General features: G+C 33.3%; 17 protein-coding genes. 10 read left to right on the top strand and 7 right to left on the bottom strand.

Translation table 11 applies throughout. The features are described 5' to 3' along the window. Positions 1-11: 11 nt before the first annotated feature. The 3 genes from dprA to VRU49_RS07475 all read right to left on the bottom strand — a co-directional run bounded on the left by dprA (position 12) and on the right by VRU49_RS07475 (position 2,977). Positions 12-1,106 (bottom strand): DNA-processing protein DprA, encoded by a 1,095-nt coding sequence (dprA, locus tag VRU49_RS07485; RefSeq protein ID WP_330146159.1) that lies wholly within the window; start codon positions 1,104-1,106, stop codon positions 12-14. A gap of 111 nt (positions 1,107-1,217) precedes the next feature. Beyond that, entirely contained in the window at positions 1,218-1,850 is a 633-nt protein-coding gene (gene rsmG / locus VRU49_RS07480; protein WP_330146158.1) for a 16S rRNA (guanine(527)-N(7))-methyltransferase RsmG, read from the bottom strand. Continuing rightward, positions 1,850-2,977, bottom strand: a complete 1,128-nt coding sequence (locus VRU49_RS07475; protein WP_330146157.1) for a glycosyltransferase — start codon at positions 2,975-2,977, stop codon at positions 1,850-1,852. The genes rsmG and VRU49_RS07475 overlap by 1 nt, the downstream gene beginning before the upstream one ends. A gap of 184 nt (positions 2,978-3,161) precedes the next feature. Here VRU49_RS07475 and tgt point away from each other — a divergent pair, with 184 nt between their 5' ends. The 4 genes from tgt to VRU49_RS07455 all read left to right on the top strand — a co-directional run bounded on the left by tgt (position 3,162) and on the right by VRU49_RS07455 (position 7,512). Then, positions 3,162-4,292, top strand: a complete 1,131-nt coding sequence (gene tgt, locus VRU49_RS07470) for a tRNA guanosine(34) transglycosylase Tgt (protein ID WP_330146156.1) — start codon at positions 3,162-3,164, stop codon at positions 4,290-4,292. Further along, complete coding sequence (locus VRU49_RS07465) at positions 4,292-5,398, top strand: LptF/LptG family permease (protein WP_330146155.1); 1,107 nt, start codon at positions 4,292-4,294, stop codon at positions 5,396-5,398. Before tgt ends, VRU49_RS07465 begins: the two co-directional genes overlap by 1 nt. Beyond that, entirely contained in the window at positions 5,398-6,291 is an 894-nt protein-coding gene (locus tag VRU49_RS07460) for a DMT family transporter (protein ID WP_330146154.1), read from the top strand. Before VRU49_RS07465 ends, VRU49_RS07460 begins: the two co-directional genes overlap by 1 nt. Positions 6,292-7,233: 942 nt before the next feature. Then, positions 7,234-7,512, top strand: coding sequence for a lipopolysaccharide assembly protein LapA domain-containing protein (locus VRU49_RS07455; protein WP_330146153.1), 279 nt, complete (start codon positions 7,234-7,236; stop codon positions 7,510-7,512). Positions 7,513-7,522: 10 nt separating this feature from the next. On the opposite strand, the gene metZ is transcribed toward VRU49_RS07455, so the two are convergent. After that, entirely contained in the window at positions 7,523-8,686 is a 1,164-nt protein-coding gene (metZ, locus tag VRU49_RS07450) for an O-succinylhomoserine sulfhydrylase (protein ID WP_330146152.1), read from the bottom strand. 47 nt (positions 8,687-8,733) lie between these two features. After that, on the bottom strand, positions 8,734-9,534 hold the full coding sequence (gene ispE / locus VRU49_RS07445; protein ID WP_330146151.1) for a 4-(cytidine 5'-diphospho)-2-C-methyl-D-erythritol kinase: 801 nt from the start codon (positions 9,532-9,534) through the stop codon (positions 8,734-8,736). Positions 9,535-9,683: 149 nt separating this feature from the next. Between ispE and VRU49_RS07440 the strand changes: the two genes are divergently transcribed. The 6 genes from VRU49_RS07440 (at position 9,684) to VRU49_RS07415 (ending at position 17,844) form a co-directional block, all read left to right on the top strand. After that, the gene (locus VRU49_RS07440) at positions 9,684-10,478 is read left to right on the top strand and encodes a thymidylate synthase (RefSeq protein WP_330146150.1); all 795 of its coding nucleotides are present in this window, start codon (positions 9,684-9,686) and stop codon (positions 10,476-10,478) included. A gap of 10 nt (positions 10,479-10,488) precedes the next feature. Next, complete coding sequence (locus VRU49_RS07435) at positions 10,489-10,983, top strand: dihydrofolate reductase (protein WP_330146149.1); 495 nt, start codon at positions 10,489-10,491, stop codon at positions 10,981-10,983. A 109-nt stretch (positions 10,984-11,092) separates the two neighbouring features. Next, the gene (gene secDF, locus VRU49_RS07430) at positions 11,093-14,032 is read left to right on the top strand and encodes a protein translocase subunit SecDF (protein ID WP_330146148.1); all 2,940 of its coding nucleotides are present in this window, start codon (positions 11,093-11,095) and stop codon (positions 14,030-14,032) included. 80 nt (positions 14,033-14,112) lie between these two features. After that, positions 14,113-15,408 (top strand): NAD(P)/FAD-dependent oxidoreductase, encoded by a 1,296-nt coding sequence (locus VRU49_RS07425; RefSeq protein ID WP_330146147.1) that lies wholly within the window; start codon positions 14,113-14,115, stop codon positions 15,406-15,408. Further along, positions 15,392-16,249: a hydroxymethylglutaryl-CoA lyase gene (locus tag VRU49_RS07420; protein ID WP_330146146.1), complete on the top strand. Its 858-nt coding sequence runs from the start codon at positions 15,392-15,394 to the stop codon at positions 16,247-16,249. Before VRU49_RS07425 ends, VRU49_RS07420 begins: the two co-directional genes overlap by 17 nt. Positions 16,250-16,419: 170 nt before the next feature. Further along, on the top strand, positions 16,420-17,844 hold the full coding sequence (locus VRU49_RS07415) for an aminopeptidase P N-terminal domain-containing protein (protein WP_330146145.1): 1,425 nt from the start codon (positions 16,420-16,422) through the stop codon (positions 17,842-17,844). Between the two features lie 55 nt (positions 17,845-17,899). On the opposite strand, the gene VRU49_RS07410 is transcribed toward VRU49_RS07415, so the two are convergent. Together VRU49_RS07410 and VRU49_RS07405 are read right to left on the bottom strand one after the other, a co-directional pair. Continuing rightward, positions 17,900-18,319, bottom strand: a complete 420-nt coding sequence (locus VRU49_RS07410) for a GNAT family N-acetyltransferase (RefSeq protein WP_330146144.1) — start codon at positions 18,317-18,319, stop codon at positions 17,900-17,902. A gap of 9 nt (positions 18,320-18,328) precedes the next feature. After that, positions 18,329-18,835: a low affinity iron permease family protein gene (locus tag VRU49_RS07405; RefSeq protein WP_330146143.1), complete on the bottom strand. Its 507-nt coding sequence runs from the start codon at positions 18,833-18,835 to the stop codon at positions 18,329-18,331. Between the last annotated feature and the right edge of the window lie 15 nt (positions 18,836-18,850).

Raw genomic sequence — 18,850 nt, 5'->3', positions numbered from 1 at the left:
GACTGAAAAACTTATACTAAGGCAAACATATTTCCGGGAAGATGTTTTATAATACCCTTTAATTCTAAATTAACCAAGGTAAAATTTAATTTGCTCTGTGGAATGAGGAGTTGAACACAAAGTTTATCTATATGTTGATCTTCCTTCTCTAAAGCCAAATAAACCTGTTTTTCTAATTCCGATAAATCTAATGGCATTTGCTTTTGAATAGGTTTGGGCTTAGATTTTAAAATTTTATCCCAACCCAAATAATATAAAATATCGTCTGCAGATTGAACCAATGCGGCTTTATTGGTTTTAATTAAGAAATTACATCCTTCAGAAAAGTAATCTCCAGCTCTTCCTGGGTAGGCAAATACATCTCTATTGTACGAATTTGCCAATTCTGCTGTAATTAATGCTCCGCCCTTTTTTGCTGCTTCTATTACAATGACTCCATCGGCCATGCCCGCAATAACCCGATTCCGCTTTGGGAAATTTTCCCTATCTGGCACTGATTTTAAAGGAAATTCACTTAAAATCCCTCCATTTTCGAGCATTTGGTTGGCAACATTTGCATGCAATCTAGGATAAATACGATCTACACCATGACCTAAAATCCCAATTGTTGGAATATTATTTTTAACACAAGAACTATGCATATGAATATCTATTCCATAAGCCAATCCACTTATAATTAATATATTCTTATCATAAATAGATGCTGCCAATTGCTCACAAAGGCCTCTGCCGTATGCTGTTGCATTTCTTGTACCTACAACGCTTAAAATTTTTAAATGATTTAAATCGGCTACTCCTTTATAATAGAGAATAATAGGCGCATCATTGCAATTTCTTAACCTTCGGGGATAATTATCGTCCGTATAATAGATTAATTGAACATTATTCTTTTCTAAATAACGAAGTTCCTCTTCCGCTAATTTTAATGCATTTGTGCTTTTTATACTTTCTGCGGTGAGTGGACCAATCCCTGGAATTTGCATCAATTGCTTCTTTGTTGCCTTAAAAATTAAGGAAGCATCTCCAAAATGTTTAATTAATAGTCGAGCTAATACATACCCCACCCCCTCTATTTTGGTTATTGCCAATTGATGCAGCTTACTCATATCTGTAAATATACAAAATTATTAATTTAAAATTAATAATTGTAATTAAAAAATAAATTAAGTAAGAAACGCTAAAAACAAAAAAGCCGTTATTTTTAACGGCTTTAAATTCTATTGAGGTATATAGACCACGTATTTGGTATCAAAGAATTCTTCGTCGAAATATTCCGACAAGGGGTATAATTCAGCTTTTAACTTACTTTCTTTAATTTCTTCGGTTAAATCGCCACCTTTTAAATATAAAATACCATTTGGAATGGCTTGTTTAGAGTCTTTTTTAAATTTTCCACGTACCCATGGGTAAAAATCTGCCAATCTGGTTACCGCTCTTGAAACTACAAAATTGAATTTTTCATCAACCTGCTCCGCTCTAATATGTGAAGCTTCAACATTTTTTAAACCTAATGCCTGTGCAACTTCTCTCACAACTTTAATTTTCTTTCCAATAGAATCTATTAAATGAAATTTAGTTTTAGGGAATAAAATTGCAAGCGGAATACCCGGAAAACCTCCACCAGTTCCTACATCAAGTACATTTTCACCTTCTTTAAATGAAATAAACTTTGCAATACCTAATGAATGAAGAATATGTCTGATGTATAATTCATCAATATCTTTTCTAGAAATAACATTTATTTGCGCATTCCATTCCTGATATAAAGGATATAACATTTTAAATTGATTTTCCTGTTCTGCTGTAATGTCAGGAAAATATTTTTTAATAATTTCTAAACTCGATTCCATTATTTCCAAGAAGATTTTTTCACAAATATAGACACTACACCATTAAACATCAGAAAAACATAGAGTAAAACATCCAAGAAAGGAAACCACCAACGCAATTCCGGGTAGTTCAGTCGACTTAACAAGGTTGGATATACAAATGCTCTAATTAATGTACTAAATAACCATATCCCGATTGCAAAATACAACCCATTAGGTAAAAATACTAAGAACAATAATGAGGCATAAAAAATAACCTGGAAAATTACTTGTACACTTAAAATCCATTTATGTTTAGCTTTATAAAGCTTACCAGCACTTCCATGTCGCTTTTTTTGCTTTAGATACGTGGACCAAGAATCTTTAGGAACACTCCATACTTGAGCATCTTTATCAATACAAATACCCGTATTTATTGAATTTGCATTTGCATTTACAAATAAATCATCATCGCCAGAAGAAATATGCATATGTGCTGCAAATCCCTTTCCTTTAAAAAACAATGACTTTTTATACGCCAAATTACGTCCAACACCCATATACGGGTTTCCTTTTAAGGCAAAACTTAAATAATTGACCGCCGTAAAAAAAGTTTCATACCTAATTAGCGCGTTTAAAAGACCGAACGACTTAAAATATGGGGAGTAACCTAATAAAATTTCTACATTTTCATCTTCTGGGGTACTCATCTCCTTTAGCCACTGGTCAGAAGATGGTTCACAATCGGCATCCGTAAACACCAACCATTCGTTTTTAGCTGCTTTAATTCCCATTGAAACAGCAAATTTTTTACCTGCAATAAACTTCTCGCCTTCTGCGATAGTTACAATCTTTAGATTAGGATATAGGAGCGAAAATTCCTTTAATAAATCTGCCGTTCCATCCCATGATCTATCATTTACAACCACCACCTCAAAATTTGGATAATCTTGTTCGAAAATCTTAGGTAAAAATTGTTTAAGATTTTCTGCTTCATTTCTTGCAGCTATAACCACACTCAATGGCTTTAAATCCCGATTTAACTTATCTGAAGATTTAAAAAAGAGTAAACTTCTATGAATTCCCAGTGTAAACCAGAACTGAATTAATAACGAAATTACAGAAATTACGAGCAGAACGATCTCTAGCGGAAGGAAATTAAATTGCATAATATTTTCCAAATGTCCGTTTTTATAGGAATAATTTAAGATTTTGTGGATAAATAAAATCAGAAATTAAACCAATAGGATTTATTATTTTTGGAGATTATTAGAATCAAAAGATTCAGGGTTAATAATTCTATTAATTTTTATACAATAATAGCTTTATTTCCTCATTAAGCAAGATAGATATATGAAATTTACTTTATCCGCACAGGATAAGCAGTCGAAAGCAAGAGCAGGAGTAGTTTCTACTGACCATGGCGATATTCCGACCCCAATTTTTATGCCTGTAGGAACAGCTGGGACTGTAAAAACCGTACATCAGCGTGAGCTGAAAGAAGACATTAATGCGAAAATTATTTTAGGGAATACCTATCATTTATACCTTAGACCCGGACTAGATATTTTAAGTGGTGCGGGCGGATTACACCAATTTATGGGTTGGGATAGACCTATATTAACAGATAGTGGTGGTTATCAGGTTTACTCACTAAGTAAAGTTCGTAAGATTAAAGAAGAAGGAGTAACCTTTAGAAGTCATATTGATGGTTCGAAACACGTTTTTACACCGGAAAGTGCGATGGATATTCAAAGAACCATTGGTGCTGATATTATAATGGCTTTTGATGAATGTACACCTTACCCATGTGATTATAAATATGCTGCCAATTCTATTGAAATGACGCATAGATGGTTGAAAAGATGTTGTGAACGATTTGATACTACTGAACCGCATTATGGATTTAACCAAACCCTCTTCCCTATTGTTCAGGGATCGGTTTATAAAGATTTGCGTATAAAATCGGCTGAATTTATTGCTTCAACAGAAAGAGAAGGAAACGCAATTGGTGGTTTATCAGTGGGTGAGCCTGCAGAAGAAATGTACGCCATGACCGAAGTGGTTTGCAATATTTTGCCAGAAAATAAACCACGATATTTAATGGGTGTAGGAACTCCAATAAACATTTTGGAAAATATTGCTTTAGGAATAGACATGTTCGATTGCGTAATGCCTACCAGAAATGCTAGAAATGGCATGTTATTTACTAGAAATGGGATCATTAACATTCAAAATAGAAAATGGGCAAATGATTATTCACCTATAGATGCTGAAAGTGATTTACATGCCGACCAGGTTTATACAAAAGCCTATTTAAGACATTTAATGCATAGTAAAGAGATGTTAGGCGCGCAAATTGCTACCTTGCATAACTTACACTTCTATTTATGGTTAGTAAATGAAGCCAGAGAAAAAATAATTGAAGGAACTTTTTATCCTTGGAAAGAAAAAATGGTTAAAATTTTAGGACAAAAACTTTAATGAACGCAATCAAAGACAGGTTAAAATTATTAGACAGATTTATTATAGGAAAGTATCTAGGTACGTTTTTCTATACCCTTTGTGTGTTTGTACTAATTATTATCATCTTCGATTTATCAGAAAAATTAGATAATTTTCTGGAAAACGACCTTAGTCTTTGGCAAATCACCAGCGAATATTACGCTGGATCTATACCGTTTTATGTTAATTTATTAAGTCCACTTATAAACTTTATTGCTGTAATTTTCTTTACCGCAAAAATGGCCGACCAAACAGAAATTGTACCTATTTTAAGTGGTGGGATAAGTTTTAATCGATTTCTGTTCCCTTATTTTATTTCTGCATCTATTATTTTCCTTATCACTTTAGGTTCTAATCTATATTTATTGCCAACTACCAATAGAATTAAGAATGATTTCGAAAATACATACATTAAAAGACGCCAAAGTATAGGCAACAGAAGCAATATTCACATGCGACTAGATAGCAATACTTATGTTTATATGAAAACCTTCGACAGTAAACAGGGTATCGGCTATGGCTTTAATTTAGATATTTTTGATGGCGATAAATTACGTTCTAAATTAGTTTCTGATGTTGTAAAGTGGGATTCAGTAAAAAAGAACTGGCAAATTACCAATTACAGTATTAGAGAAGTTAACGGACTTAAAGAAAAATTGATCAATGGTTCTGGAAAGAAAATAGATACTGTTTTAGATATGGATCCTGACGATTTTTCTCCATATAACAATGTTTATCAGAACATTAGCACAAAAAAACTAAAGGAAAAAATAGAAAAAGAAAAAGTTAGAGGTTCTGGGGTAATGAACGATTTATTATATGAATTGTACAGAAGATATTATCACCCACTCTCTGCCTATGTATTAACATTAATTGGTGTGGCACTATCCTCAAGAAAAGTAAGAGGTGGAGTTGGACTACCGTTAGGAATAGGCATATTTTTAAGTTTTATTTACATCGTTCTTAACCAATTTGCACAAATGTTTGCTACACAAGGTGGATTTCCGCCTCTTTTAGCAGCGCTTTCACCTACTCTATTCTTTGGAGCCTTAGGTGCCTATTTATTGTATAAAGCCCCCAAATAATGAAAAATTCTAACCCTATCCAGAAAGATTTAATTATACTACATCTTACGGTAATGGTATGGGGATTTACTGGCATTTTAGGTAAACTAATTACTATTGATGCTATTCCTTTGGTGTGGTTTAGAGTAGGAATTGCAAGTCTAACCCTCTTTATTTATATAGCAATTACTGGAATTAAGCGGTTAGCTATAGATAAAACTAAAATTTTAAAGTATTTAGCAACTGGGGGCGTTGTTGCTATACATTGGATTTTATTCTTCTACTCTATAAAGCTTTCTACCGTTTCTGTAGCGCTTGTAGCACTATCTGCAGCTACTTTATTTACATCTATTATAGAGCCTTTAATAAAGGGAAATAAAATTCTCATACAAGATGTTGTGGTAGGATTAATTATAATCAGTGGTATTTTATTAATTTTCAAATTCGAATCACAATACTTTTGGGGCATTATAACTGGTTTATTCGCCGCTATTGGATCCGCATTATTTGCAACTATAAATTCAACATTAGTTAAAAATAATGACCCTAAAATTATCGGTTTTTATGAGCTTCTAGGCGCCTTCATTTGGGTAAGTTTATACCAGATTTTTGCGGGCGAACTAAATTTTGATACCCTAATATTAAAGGGTGATGATTGGATTTGGTTAATTAGTTTAGGTACCATTTGTACAGCTCTTGCCTATGTTGCAGGAGTAAAAGTTATGCGCAGTTTATCGGCTTTTAGGGTAGCACTAATTACTAACTTAGAACCAGTTTATGGTATCGTTTTAGCCTACCTAATTTTCGGTAATTCTGAACAAATGACCTATGGGTTTTATGCGGGTACACTGCTTATTTTAGTTGCAATTTTCGGCTATCCAATCTACAAGAAAAAAAGAAGTTTAGTACACTAAGTAACTATTTAAAGCAACGTAAATCTCTTTCATTTTACCTTCTATATTTACCCCAAGTAGTAAAAATTCCTATTCATCGGCGATTAATTGGATAAATAGGGGAGAAGAAATCCCTTATATAATGTATGTAATGTATACCATTTGGATGACAAATTCTATGCACTTTATACTGCAAAAACATTTATAAGTTTAAATTGTTGTTATTATGAAATAACCCATTTAAACCCTATATTTGATTAAATATAAGTAGATATTAAAGAACAAAAAATTTAATATCATCAAAATTAACTTTTCATAAGTAGTTGATAATCAAGTTTAAAATTTAAACCAACTAAATAATCAATTCAAAAAAAATTATTCAAAACAAGTAAGAAATACTAAAATATTTAGTATTGATGCTTTTTGCATAAATTTAAAACATTTAAAGTATTAATTATCAATACATTTATGTAATTTACATAAACAAAAAGTTGATAATACCCATTTTTAGCTCACTTTATCAATTTAGACCGACAAAATAATCCAATTCAAATTTTGTAAAATTATTTTTAGACTAAGCTAAATTTATTTTTAAATCAAACTTAAAATTTAATTTAAATTTGGGGACCACATTATTCAAAATTTCACCACTTTTTTCTAGCCCTAACCTACACCTAAAAAACAAGTACAATTTTTTCAGTATAAAATACACTAAGTAAATTTTTAAAATCGAGATTAAGCCCTATAACTAAACACATAGTTTACCATCAATTTAAGAAGAACTTAGAAACAAAAAGACAATAACTGGTAGAAAGAAAAGAAGGCGAACATTTATCTTGAATTTGAAATCACGATACCCCCTATGTACAGAAATATTCGGTCCATTAAATTATTAAGTGTTTGTAATTATCTTTACTTTATTACGATATTGTACCTACTAATTTTTCACTTAATCTTTTTCTGATGAAAACAAAAACCATCGTCACAATAATACTTACTGCATTGATTACTGTTTTCTTGGTGCGTAACGACGACCGCGTAGATTTCGATTTCTTTTTTACGGTGATTTCAGTATCTAAATTAATTGTAATGGCCGTATGTGTTGTAATCGGATTTATTATCGGATTATTGGTTGCACGACCAAAAACTGTGGTAAGCACCTACGACCCTAAGTTCGAGAACGAGGAAGAAGATTTACCCAACGATACTTTGAATAAAGAAGACAGGGATTATATTTCTTAATAGGTTTAGATTAACCTAAAGCGTTTTTTAAATCCTCAAGAATGTCGTTTATGTTTTCTAAGCCAATAGAAAGCCTAACTGTTCCTTGTTCTATCCCAACCTGTAATCTTTCCATTTCAGAAAGCTTGGAGTGCGTACTCGTAGCAGGGTGAGTAACGATAGATCTAGTATCGCCAAGATTGGCAGAAATAGAGAACATTTTTAATCCGTTCATAAATTTAACCGCAGCCGCACTATCTTTTAAAACTAAAGTTACAATTCCCCCACCCTGTTTCATTTGTCGTTTCGCAATTTCATATTGAGGGTGACTAGCTAAAAAAGGATATTTTACAGCTTTTATTCCAGCTTGATTTTCTAAATACTCTGCCACTTTAATTGCATTTTCGCAATGCCTATCCATTCTAACCGCAAGCGTTTCTAAGCTCTTAGAGAGCAACCAAGCATTAAATGGCGACATAGCTGGCCCACTGTGTCGGGCAAATGCTTCAATTTTTAAAATCAATTCTTTATTCCCTAAAATCACACCCCCTAAACATCTGCCTTGTCCATCTATAAATTTAGTAGCAGAATGAATAGATAAATCTGCGCCTAAGGCAATAGGTTGTTGAAGGTATGGGGTAGCAAAACAATTATCCACAATTAATAAAACCCCTCGAGATTTTGCCAATTCAGACAACCATTTTAAATCAATTATATCAATACCAGGATTAGATGGTGTTTCTACAAACAGTAGCTTAGTATTAGCTTTTATGGCTTTCTCCCAATCTTCAGGTTTATCTAAATCGGCATAAGTATAATCTATTCCCCACTTTGGAAATATACCATTCAATAACTGATGGGTTGATCCAAAAACCGACCTACTCGAAACCACATGATCTCCCGAACCCAAAAGAGCCGCCAAAGCAGTGAATATCGCCGCCATACCTGTTGATGTTGCCCACCCTGCTTCTGCGCCTTCCAAAGCTGCCATTTTATCAATTAACTCCGTCACATTTGGATTAGAATACCTGCTATAAATATTTCCATCCTTTTCATTTGCAAAAAGTGCACGCATATCATCTGCATCATCAAACTTATAACTCGAAGTCATATATAATGGCACAGAATGCTCTTTATGCTCACTTCGTTCGGCTTGTATACGAATAGCGATGGTTTCAAAATTTTTATAGCTCATTTCTAGTTAATTTAAATAGTTATGGAAGTATGGTGGACTAATCTCATTTATAAATTTTCGTAAATTTTATAGTTCGCGGGGAGCTTAATTGGAACATAGTGATCAAAGATTCCAAAAACGCTAGCTCCACTCCCACTCATCGAAGCAAACAAAGCCCCTTGACTATACATCAAATCTTTTAAGTCAGCAATAACCGGATGTGCCGCAAAAACTGTGGCTTCAAAATCATTCCTCATGTTTTCTTTCCATGTTCCGACCGGTTGTTTAATTACATCTCTTAGGTTAACATCAGATTTTCTTGGAACAATGTTTTTGTAAGCATTTTCAGTTGAAACATGAACATCTGGCATCACTACAACAATTTTAAATGCCTTTAAATCTAATTCAATTTCCTCAAAGACATTTCCAATCCCTGTCGCATAAACAGGCTTGTTTTCTATAAAAAAAGCGCAGTCAGACCCCAACAGCGAAGCATATTGCATTTTTTTTGACACAGAAATACCCAGTTCAAATTTTCTATCCAATAAATTAATCAACGCAGCTGCATCAGAAGATCCACCTCCCAAACCCGCCCCTATTGGAATATTTTTAAGCAATGTGATGTGCTGGGCCGGCAAATTATAATCCCTTTCTAAAAGTTTAAATGCGCGGATACATAGATTCTGATTTATATCGCCTGGAATTTCTGCTCCATTGATGGTTAATTCGAGTTCGTTTGAATCATGAATTTCCAAAGCATCTTTTATGGCAATAGGAAAAAGAATAGTTTCCAGATTATGATATCCGTCAGTTCTTTTTTCGGTAACATGTAAACCTAAGTTTATTTTAGCGTTCGGAAATTCCAGCATTTATTGATCAAATTTTATACACAAATCTATAAAATACCCCTGTTAATTATAGAAAGTCTATAATAGATGTTAGGAAATTGCCAATTTTTTTCCATCAAATACATTAGATTTGTAAGTAGAACAACTAAAAGGCAAGTTATCCGCAGACAATGAAACAGTATTTAGATTTAATGCAGCATGTGCTGGACAATGGAACACAAAAACACGACCGTACTGGCACAGGTACAATAAGTGTTTTCGGTCATCAAATGCGATTTAATCTTCAAGAAGGTTTCCCAATGGTGACCACTAAAAAACTACACCTTAAATCGATTATTCATGAATTAATCTGGTTTTTATCGGGCGACACCAATATAAAATACCTTAAAGATAATGGTGTGAAAATTTGGGACGAGTGGGCAGACGAAGAAGGAAACTTGGGTCCTGTTTATGGCTCTCAATGGAGAAGTTGGCCATCACCCAATGGCGAACCAATAGATCAGATTAAAAATGTAATTCATTCAATTAAAAATAATCCTGATTCTAGAAGATTAATTGTTTCTGCATGGAATGTTGCTGAGATCGAAAATATGGCACTTCCTCCATGTCATGCTTTTTTTCAGTTCTACGTAGCTGATGGAAAATTAAGTTGTCAGCTTTACCAACGCAGCGCAGATATTTTTCTTGGTGTTCCGTTTAACATCGCATCATATGCTTTATTAACCATGATGATTGCTCAAGTATGCGATTTAAAAGTTGGTGAGTTTATACATACGTTTGGAGATGCTCATTTATACAATAACCATATAGAACAAGCCCAACTTCAACTATCAAGAGAACCTAGGCCATTGCCAACCATGAAAATAAATCCGGAAGTAAAAGATATTTTTGAATTTAAATACGAGGATTTTGAATTGATAAACTATGATCCGCATCCACATATTAAAGGAGCTGTAGCTGTTTAAGCTTTAAAATATGTTGAATAAAAATATCACAATCGTAGTTGCTACCGCCGAAAATTGGGCAATTGGCAAAAACAACGACCTCTTATGGCACCTACCTGCAGATTTAAAGCATTTTAAAGCTTTAACAACCGGGAAACCCATAATTATGGGAAGAAAAACATTCGAATCAATCGGAAGAGCATTACCAAACAGGACCAATATTGTTATAACCAGTCAAGATTTAAAATTCCCTGAAGGGGTAATTGCAGTAAAAAGTTTAAATGAAGCTATAACAATTTGTGCAGATGCAGAAGAAATTTGTATTATTGGCGGTGGAAAAGTTTATGAACAAGCTTTGCCGTTAGCTAATAAAATTGAACTTACAACTGTACATGGTGTTTGGGAGGCTGATGTATATTTCCCCGAAATTTCATTTCAGGAATGGGAAGTAGTGAAAAAACATCATTTTTATGCAGATGAAAGCAATGCTTACGATTATACATTTTCTACACTTATTAAAAAATAATACATATACTTAATTAATTAATTAGATGGCAGATTTTTATATAAAAAAATCCTTAGATTTGCCGACTTGTTAAAAATCAACAAACACAACAACACAACACAACTAAACAATGCAAGGTAAAGGTTTTATAAAATTCATGGCGGTCCTACTGGGGCTAATCTGTTTGTACGCACTGTCGTTCAATTTCGTGAATGCTGGAGTTGAAAAGGACGCCAAAGAATTTGCGAAGGGCGATCCGCTAAAAGAGAAAGAATATCTTGACTCTATGGCTAATGTAAAAGTATATCCAGTTTTAGGATTTACTTATCAATTTACAAAAGGAAAAGAAATCAATTTAGGTTTAGATTTAAAAGGTGGTATGAACGTTACCATGGAAATCTCCCTAGTTGAGTTGGTTAGTTCATTAGCCGGTAATCCTACAGATCCTGCTTTCAATACAGCCTTACAAAACGCTGAAAAAAGAATCACTGAAGGCGGTAAAGATTTCGTAGCTATTTTCGTTGATGAATTTGAGAAAATTAAACCTGGAGTTAAGTTAGCAGATTATTTCGCTAGCCAAGATAATTCAAGAGATATTAAAGCTAATTCTAGCAATGCTGATGTTCAAAAATACCTTTCAGCAGAAGCTAATAGCGCAATCGACCGCTCATTTACAATTTTAAGAAGTAGAATTGATGGATTTGGCGTTGTGAGTCCGAATATGCAAAAGCAGGAAGGCTCAAACAGAATCTTAATTGAGCTTCCTGGTATTCAAGACAGAGAACGTGTTCGTAAATTATTATCCGGTACTGCTGAATTACAATTCTGGCATGTTTACCAAATTCAAGAAGTATATTCTCTTTTAGAAAATATTGATAAAACTTTAGCAGCTTCATTACCTTCTACTACAGTTGAAGAAGATTCTACTAAAAATAACGAAAGTAAGCTTGCTAGCTTAAGAAATAAAGCTGAGGCTAAAGATTCTTTAGAAATTCAAAAGAATCAATTGAGCAAAACCAATCCTATGTTGAGCTTATTCCAATTCCCATTGGTACAAGGACCACAAGGACCTCAATTAAATCCTCAGTCTGCCGTAATAGGTTATGTTGACAAAAAAGATACAGCAAAAGTAAATAGTTATTTAAGCAGACCAGAAGTAGCAGCAAACATTCCAAGTAATATGAAGTTTATGTGGAGTGTAAAACCTGACCAATTATATAAAAGGTTTGAATTATACGCTATTAAAATTACTACTCCTGATGGCAAACCAGAATTAGGTGGTGAAGCTATTGCAGATTCTAGAAATGATTTCGACGAATCTGGAAAACCAGCAGTATCTATGAACATGAATGTTGAAGGTATTGCTAAATGGAAAAAAATGACCGCAGATGCTTCTGCAGATCCAAATAATAAACGTGCAATTGCTATCGTATTAGATAATCAAGTTTATACTGCACCAACTGTAGACGGTGAAATTCCTAATGGTAATTCTTCTATTACAGGTAATTTCACTTCAGAAGATACCAAAGATTTATCAAATATTTTAAAGGCAGGTAAATTACCAGCTCCAGCAAAAATTGTTGGTGAGTATGTGGTGGGTCCTACCCTAGGTCAGGAAGCTATTAATAATGGTTTATTATCATTTGTTATCGCTTTTGTTGTTATTCTAGTATTTATGGCTTTGTATTACAACAAAGCAGGATGGGTAGCTAACTTAGCTTTGCTAATTAACTTGTTCTTCATCTTCGGAATATTAATATCTCTGGGGGCCGTATTAACGCTTCCTGGTATTGCAGGTATCGTATTAACTATTGGTCTATCGGTAGATGCTAACATTCTTATTTTTGAGCGTGTACGTGAAGAATTAGCACATGGAAAATCTACAGAAACAGCTATTAAGGACGGATTTAAACATGCAATGTCGTCTATCATCGACTCAAATGCTACTTTATTCATCTTAGGCTTAATCTTAATGTTCTTCGGAACAGGACCAATTAGAGGATTTGCTACAACATTATGTATTGGTATTTTATCTTCTTTATTTGCTGCTGTTTTAATTTCAAGAGTAGTTTTCGATAGTATGTTAAAACGTAAACAAAACATCACTTTCGATAATAACGTTACTAGAAATGCATTTAAAGATGTAGCAATCAACTTTGTTAAGCATAGAAAAAAATACTATATCGGTTCTTTAATTATTATCATTTTAGGTATCGGCTTCTATATTAAACATGGCGGATTTAACTTAGGTATCGACTTTAAAGGTGGACGTACTTTCTTGGTGGAGTTCGATAGAGATATGAATACAGCCGAAGTTAAAGAGAAATTAGAAGCTGTATTTGGTTTAGATGAGCAAACTGAGGTTAAAACTGCTGGTGGAAATAATAAGTTAAAAATTACAACTACTTACCATATCGCAGACACGCATCCAAACGCTGATAAAATTGTTGAAAAAGCATTAGATGAAGGTTTAAAAGCTACTGGTGCTAAGTTTACAACCGGAAGTTCACAAAAAGTAACACCTATTGTTGCAAATGACATTTTAATGGGTGCTTATGGTGCTGTAATTGTTTCTTGTATCCTAATGTTTATCTATATCTTAATTAGATTTAAGAAATGGGAATATGGTTTAGGTGCAATTGTCGCTTTAATTCACGACGTTGCATTGGTATTATCATTCTATACTATTTTAGACGGTGTTCTTCCATTCTCATTAGAAATTGGCCAAGATTTTATCGCAGCAATTTTAACTGTAATGGGTTATACCATGTTAGAAACGGTAATTGTATTCGATAGAATTCGTGAGAAATTAAGTCATGCAGGCAAGAAAGAAGTTTATGGTGAAGAAAGAATTACACTTATTAACTTCGCTTTAAACAGTACTTTAAGTCGTACAATTTTAACTTCATTAACTGTATTATTTGTATTATTAGCCATCTTCATTTTTGGTGGTGATAGTATCAGAGGATTTATTTTCGCCTTGTTAATTGGTAGAGTAATTGGTACATATTCTTCATTATGTATCTCTACGCCAATTGTTATCGACTTCGGAAAAAACAAAGAGAAATAATATATTAAACAATTTTCTTGGTAAGGCGTTCTGTTAATTCAGAACGCCTTTTTTATTATATTTAACTAAAATTTCAAAAAATGAATACAATTATCCCTCATAGTAAACATCCTCGAATTGTTGTAATAGGAGGTGGATTCGGTGGAATTGAGTTTTGCAAAAAGCTTAAGAACAAGAATTATCAAATTGTATTAATTGATAAACACAATTACCATACTTTTCAACCCTTGCTTTACCAAGTAGCTACAGGCGGATTAGAAGCAGAATCTATTGCTTTCCCATTAAGGAAAATTTTTAAAGGACAAGACAATTTAATTTTCAGAGTAGCCAAAGTAAATAAAGTAGATACTCAAAACAATTTATTGCATACAACGATTGGCGAAATTGCTTACGATTATTTGGTTATAGCAACAGGATCTACCAGTAATTTTTTCGGGCAGGAAAATATTGAAAGGAATTCGATGCCCATGAAATCAATTCCTGAAGCTTTAAATTTAAGAAGTATTATTCTCCAAAACTTAGAAAGCGCATTAATTGCCCCTACTATTGAAGAAAAAAATGAATTGTTAAACTTCGTAGTAGTAGGCGGCGGACCAACGGGGGTTGAAACAGCGGGCGCACTCGGCGAACTTAAAAAGCATGTTTTACCTAACGATTATCCTGAATTAGATTTAAATAGTGTTAATATATTTTTAGTTGAAGGTTCAGATAAGCTTTTAAGCACAATGTCGGCCAATTCTTCAAAAAAATCTAAGGAATTTTTAGAGGAAATGGGCGTAAATGTTATGCTCAATACTAGGGTAGAAAATTATGATGGTAAGACTTTATTTTTAATAGATCAACAGCCTATCCATTCGGCAACAGTTATTTGGTCGGCAGGTGTAAAAGGTGTTATTTTAGATGGATTTTCTTCAGACTCAATAACTCGAGGAAATAGATTAATTGTAGATGGAACGAGTAAAGTAAAAGGCTATTCTAATGTTTATGCCATTGGCGATGTGGCAGCGATGATTCTTGATGATTATCCAAATGGTCACCCAGGTGTAGCACAAGTTGCTATTCAACAAGGCAAAAATCTAGCTAAACTTTTTGCAACTCATACTTTAAATAGTTCAACTATATTTAAGTACAACGATAAAGGTTCTATGGCTACCGTAGGGAGAAATCGTGCAGTTGTTGATTTAAATAAAATAAGATTTCAAGGAATATTTGCATGGTTCACTTGGATGTTCGTACATTTAATGACATTAGCGGGTTTTAGAAATAAACTGGTAGTATTTGTGAATTGGGTTTGGAGCTATATAAGCTATGATAGAGGAACGCGCTTAATAATTAGATCATACGATAAGAAAACAAGAAATGTTAACACCCATTAAGTTAATAGAATGCCCTAGAGATGCTATGCAAGGGTTACACGATTTTATTCCTACAGAAACTAAAGCCGCCTATATAAATAAACTATTAAAAGTTGGTTTTCATACATTAGATTTTGGAAGTTTTGTATCTCCAAAAGCAATTCCTCAAATGAGGGATACTAAAGAGGTGCTTAGTTTATTAGATTTATCTGAAACTAAGACCAAATTATTGGCTATAGTGGCTAATGTAAGAGGAGCAGAAGAAGCCGCAAGTTTTCCTGAAATCTCCTATTTAGGTTTTCCATTTTCCATTTCAGAAACTTTCCAACAGCGTAATGCCAATTCGAGTATAGAAAATGCCTTGTTGGTGGTTAAAGAAATGCATTCAATTTGTGAGAAGAAAGAAAAAACGTTGGTCGTTTATCTTTCAATGGCCTTCGGAAATCCATATGGAGATAACTGGAGTGTTGAGATTCTTGAAAATTGGGCCAGTGAATTAATTAAATTGGGCGTAAAAATCTTATCTATTGCAGATACAACAGGAATGGCAACGCCCGAACAAATATCTGAGGTAGTAGCTTATTTACTCAATAAATTTCCGCAAATAGAATGGGGCGTTCACCTACACAGTACACCATTTGAAGCTGGAAAAAAAATAAAAGCAGCATATGATGCTGGCTGTAGAAGGTTCGATAGCGCAATGATGGGTTTTGGCGGTTGTCCGATGGCCACCGACGAATTAACAGGAAATATTGCGACAGAAGAATTATTAGCTTTCTTAAATCATAAAGAAGAAAATTTAACGATTGACAATTCTAAATTTAACGAAGCAAGGTCACTAGCCGTAGAAATATTCTCCTAAGTTTAATTTTTAAGTCCAATTTTTAATTATATTTTTTTCTTTACTTGAAAAAAGTATCGACTATTCTTATTAATTTTTAATTGTAAAATATTTTATACCAATCAATTATAAACAGGTATTTTAATATATTTATGACCTAAACTATTTAAAATTAATAAAACTAAACATCTATGAAAAAGCTAATTAGTTTCATGTTAGCGGCAATTATAGCTTTACCTATTTTTGCTCAAGACTTTGAACCAAAAGACTACCTTCCAAAAGAATTTCACAAAGGCAGACGCGAAGCAATGCGTAAATTAATGCCCGAAAACAGTGTGGCAATTGTATTTGCTAATCCTGAAAGAAATTATGCAAACGACGTAGATTATCCGTATCATCAAAATCCAGATATGTATTATTTTACTGGATATAAAGAACCAGACGGAATTCTTTTCATATTTAAAGAAACTCAAAAAGGGGAGGATGGAAAATCTTATAATGAATTGTTATTTGTACAAAAAAGAAATCCTCAAGCTGAAAGCTGGAATGGAAAACGTATAGGTGTAGAAGGTGCAAAAAATAAATTAGGAATAGAAAATTCTTACAATTCAGATGAGTTTAAAAACTTCCCTTTAGATCTAACAAAATTCTCAAAATTATTGTACCGCTTGCCTGATCAATTACCAATTCCAGCAAATGAAAACGCTAATTTAGGTGGTTTAGTGGCATCGTTCTTTAAAAAAGCGAATATTAATCAAACTACACCAGTAGATAGAACTTACATGACCATTACTGGCCAGTTAAGAGCAATAAAAACACCAGAAGAACTGGTAATGTTACGTAAAGCAGTAGAAATATCTACAAACGCACAAATTGAAGTAATGAAAGCTGCTCATACAAATATGAGCGAATTGGAAATCCAAGGATTACACGAATATGTTCATAAAATTTATGGAGCAGAAGCAGTGGGTTATGGTTCAATTATAGGTTCGGGTGAAAACGGTTGTATCCTACATTATGTTACCAATACCAAAACCAAAGTTGGAAATTCTCTAATTTTAATGGATGTTGGTGCAGAATATCATGGCTATACTGCCGATGTTACAAGAACTATTCCTGCTAATGGAAAATTTTCGCCTGAAGAACGTGCAATCTATCAAATAGTTTATGATGCGCAGGAAGCTGCTTTCAAAACTTTAAAAGATGGTTCAAAATTCTCAGAAGCTAGTGCTGCTGCGTCTAAAGTTATTTCTGATGGTTTAATTAAATTAGGCATTATTAAAGAAGCTAGAGAAGTAAGAAAATATTATACACATGGATTAGGACATCATATTGGCTTAGACGTTCACGATAGAGGTGGAATGGCTACTTTAGCTGAAAATATGGTGATTACCATTGAACCAGGAATTTATATCCCTGCAAATAGCGAGACTGATAAAAAATGGTGGGGAATTGGTGTTAGAATTGAAGATGATATTTTAATTACCAAAACTGGATATGAAAATTTATCAATAGGTGCGCCTAGAAAAATAGAAGATATAGAAAAATTAATGAGTGCAAAAAGTCCGTTAGATAACTTTAAATTGCCAGCTTTAAAATCTGCAAGTAAAAATTAACAAAAACCAAACTAAACTTGTTAATGCGAAGGGAGCCTTTTATAGGCTCCTTTTTTTATTGCTTAACCATTTTAAAATGCTGAATTCCGGCCTCTTCAAATTGAGGTCCTTCGGCTACAAAGCCAAATTTAGCATACAATGGCATGGCATCTAGTTGGGCATTTAAATAAATAGGATTTGCATTTTGCGGAAGATCCTTTAGTATGGTTTCCACAAGCTTATACCCTATTCCCTTCCCTCTAAATTCTTTTAAAACCGCAAATCGTTCTAATTTATACCCATTTTCAGTTTTCCTCCATCTGCAAGCGCCACAAGGCACAGCATCTGCGGTAGCTAAAAAATGTATTGATACATCTTCATTCTCCCATTCTAACTCTGGCGGACAATTTTGTTCTTCAACAAAAACTACTCTCCTAATTTCAAATACTTTTTCTAACTCTTCTTCCGAACTTACTTTATTAACTTGTATATCCATAAATTAAAATTAGGATTTCGATTCCATATTTTTACCAGTATTTCGCTGTTTATTTTTATTCAATCGCATTCTTGTCCTTTTTTTATTTGATTGAACATCTTCTGCACTATCAATAGAATAATATTGATGTATATTTTCGTCAATTTTAGCCAAATTAGCCAGCTTTGCGTAGAATTGATCAATCTGGTCTAGTTCCTCTTCTGTAAGTTCTTCAATATCTACCAATCTATTACTGGCCGCTTTATTTGCTGCAATTAACTCATTTAGTTTTAGCTGAATTGCTTTACTGTCTTTATTTTGAGTTTTTTGAATTAGGAATACCATTAAAAAGGTAATAATAGTTGTACCCGTATTTATCACCAATTGCCAGGTTTCCGAAAAATTAAAAATAGGTCCAGATATTCCCCAAATTAAAATTAAAAAGAGTGCCAATAAAAAAGCGAATGAGCTACCTGTAAATTTAGTAGCAACATTCGCAAATTTCTCAAAAAAACTATGCTTAACCTGCTTGCTCATATATTTTAGTTTCCT

Origin of the sequence: Pedobacter flavus, from assembly GCF_036324285.1 — a bacterium.
Classification (GTDB): Bacteria; Bacteroidota; Bacteroidia; order Sphingobacteriales; family Sphingobacteriaceae; genus Pedobacter; species Pedobacter flavus.
The sequence above is the reverse complement of the archived record's forward strand: the minus strand, read 5'-3'. Positions and strand labels throughout refer to the sequence as shown.

What these genes read in the sequence shown, in the direction of transcription:
- VRU49_RS07460 (WP_330146154.1), top strand. Translation starts at nt 5,398, where the DNA reads ATGAAAAATTCTAACCCTATCCAGAAAGATTTAATTATACTACATCTT.
- dprA (WP_330146159.1), bottom strand. Translation starts at nt 1,106, where the DNA reads ATGAGTAAGCTGCATCAATTGGCAATAACCAAAATAGAGGGGGTGGGG.
- VRU49_RS07410 (WP_330146144.1), bottom strand. Translation starts at nt 18,319, where the DNA reads ATGGATATACAAGTTAATAAAGTAAGTTCGGAAGAAGAGTTAGAAAAA.
- VRU49_RS07420 (WP_330146146.1), top strand. Translation starts at nt 15,392, where the DNA reads ATGTTAACACCCATTAAGTTAATAGAATGCCCTAGAGATGCTATGCAA.
- secDF (WP_330146148.1), top strand. Translation starts at nt 11,093, where the DNA reads ATGCAAGGTAAAGGTTTTATAAAATTCATGGCGGTCCTACTGGGGCTA.
- ispE (WP_330146151.1), bottom strand. Translation starts at nt 9,534, where the DNA reads ATGCTGGAATTTCCGAACGCTAAAATAAACTTAGGTTTACATGTTACC.
- VRU49_RS07425 (WP_330146147.1), top strand. Translation starts at nt 14,113, where the DNA reads ATGAATACAATTATCCCTCATAGTAAACATCCTCGAATTGTTGTAATA.
- VRU49_RS07475 (WP_330146157.1), bottom strand. Translation starts at nt 2,977, where the DNA reads ATGCAATTTAATTTCCTTCCGCTAGAGATCGTTCTGCTCGTAATTTCT.
- rsmG (WP_330146158.1), bottom strand. Translation starts at nt 1,850, where the DNA reads ATGGAATCGAGTTTAGAAATTATTAAAAAATATTTTCCTGACATTACA.
- VRU49_RS07455 (WP_330146153.1), top strand. Translation starts at nt 7,234, where the DNA reads ATGAAAACAAAAACCATCGTCACAATAATACTTACTGCATTGATTACT.
- VRU49_RS07465 (WP_330146155.1), top strand. Translation starts at nt 4,292, where the DNA reads ATGAACGCAATCAAAGACAGGTTAAAATTATTAGACAGATTTATTATA.
- VRU49_RS07435 (WP_330146149.1), top strand. Translation starts at nt 10,489, where the DNA reads ATGTTGAATAAAAATATCACAATCGTAGTTGCTACCGCCGAAAATTGG.
- VRU49_RS07440 (WP_330146150.1), top strand. Translation starts at nt 9,684, where the DNA reads ATGAAACAGTATTTAGATTTAATGCAGCATGTGCTGGACAATGGAACA.
- tgt (WP_330146156.1), top strand. Translation starts at nt 3,162, where the DNA reads ATGAAATTTACTTTATCCGCACAGGATAAGCAGTCGAAAGCAAGAGCA.
- VRU49_RS07415 (WP_330146145.1), top strand. Translation starts at nt 16,420, where the DNA reads ATGAAAAAGCTAATTAGTTTCATGTTAGCGGCAATTATAGCTTTACCT.
- metZ (WP_330146152.1), bottom strand. Translation starts at nt 8,686, where the DNA reads ATGAGCTATAAAAATTTTGAAACCATCGCTATTCGTATACAAGCCGAA.
- VRU49_RS07405 (WP_330146143.1), bottom strand. Translation starts at nt 18,835, where the DNA reads ATGAGCAAGCAGGTTAAGCATAGTTTTTTTGAGAAATTTGCGAATGTT.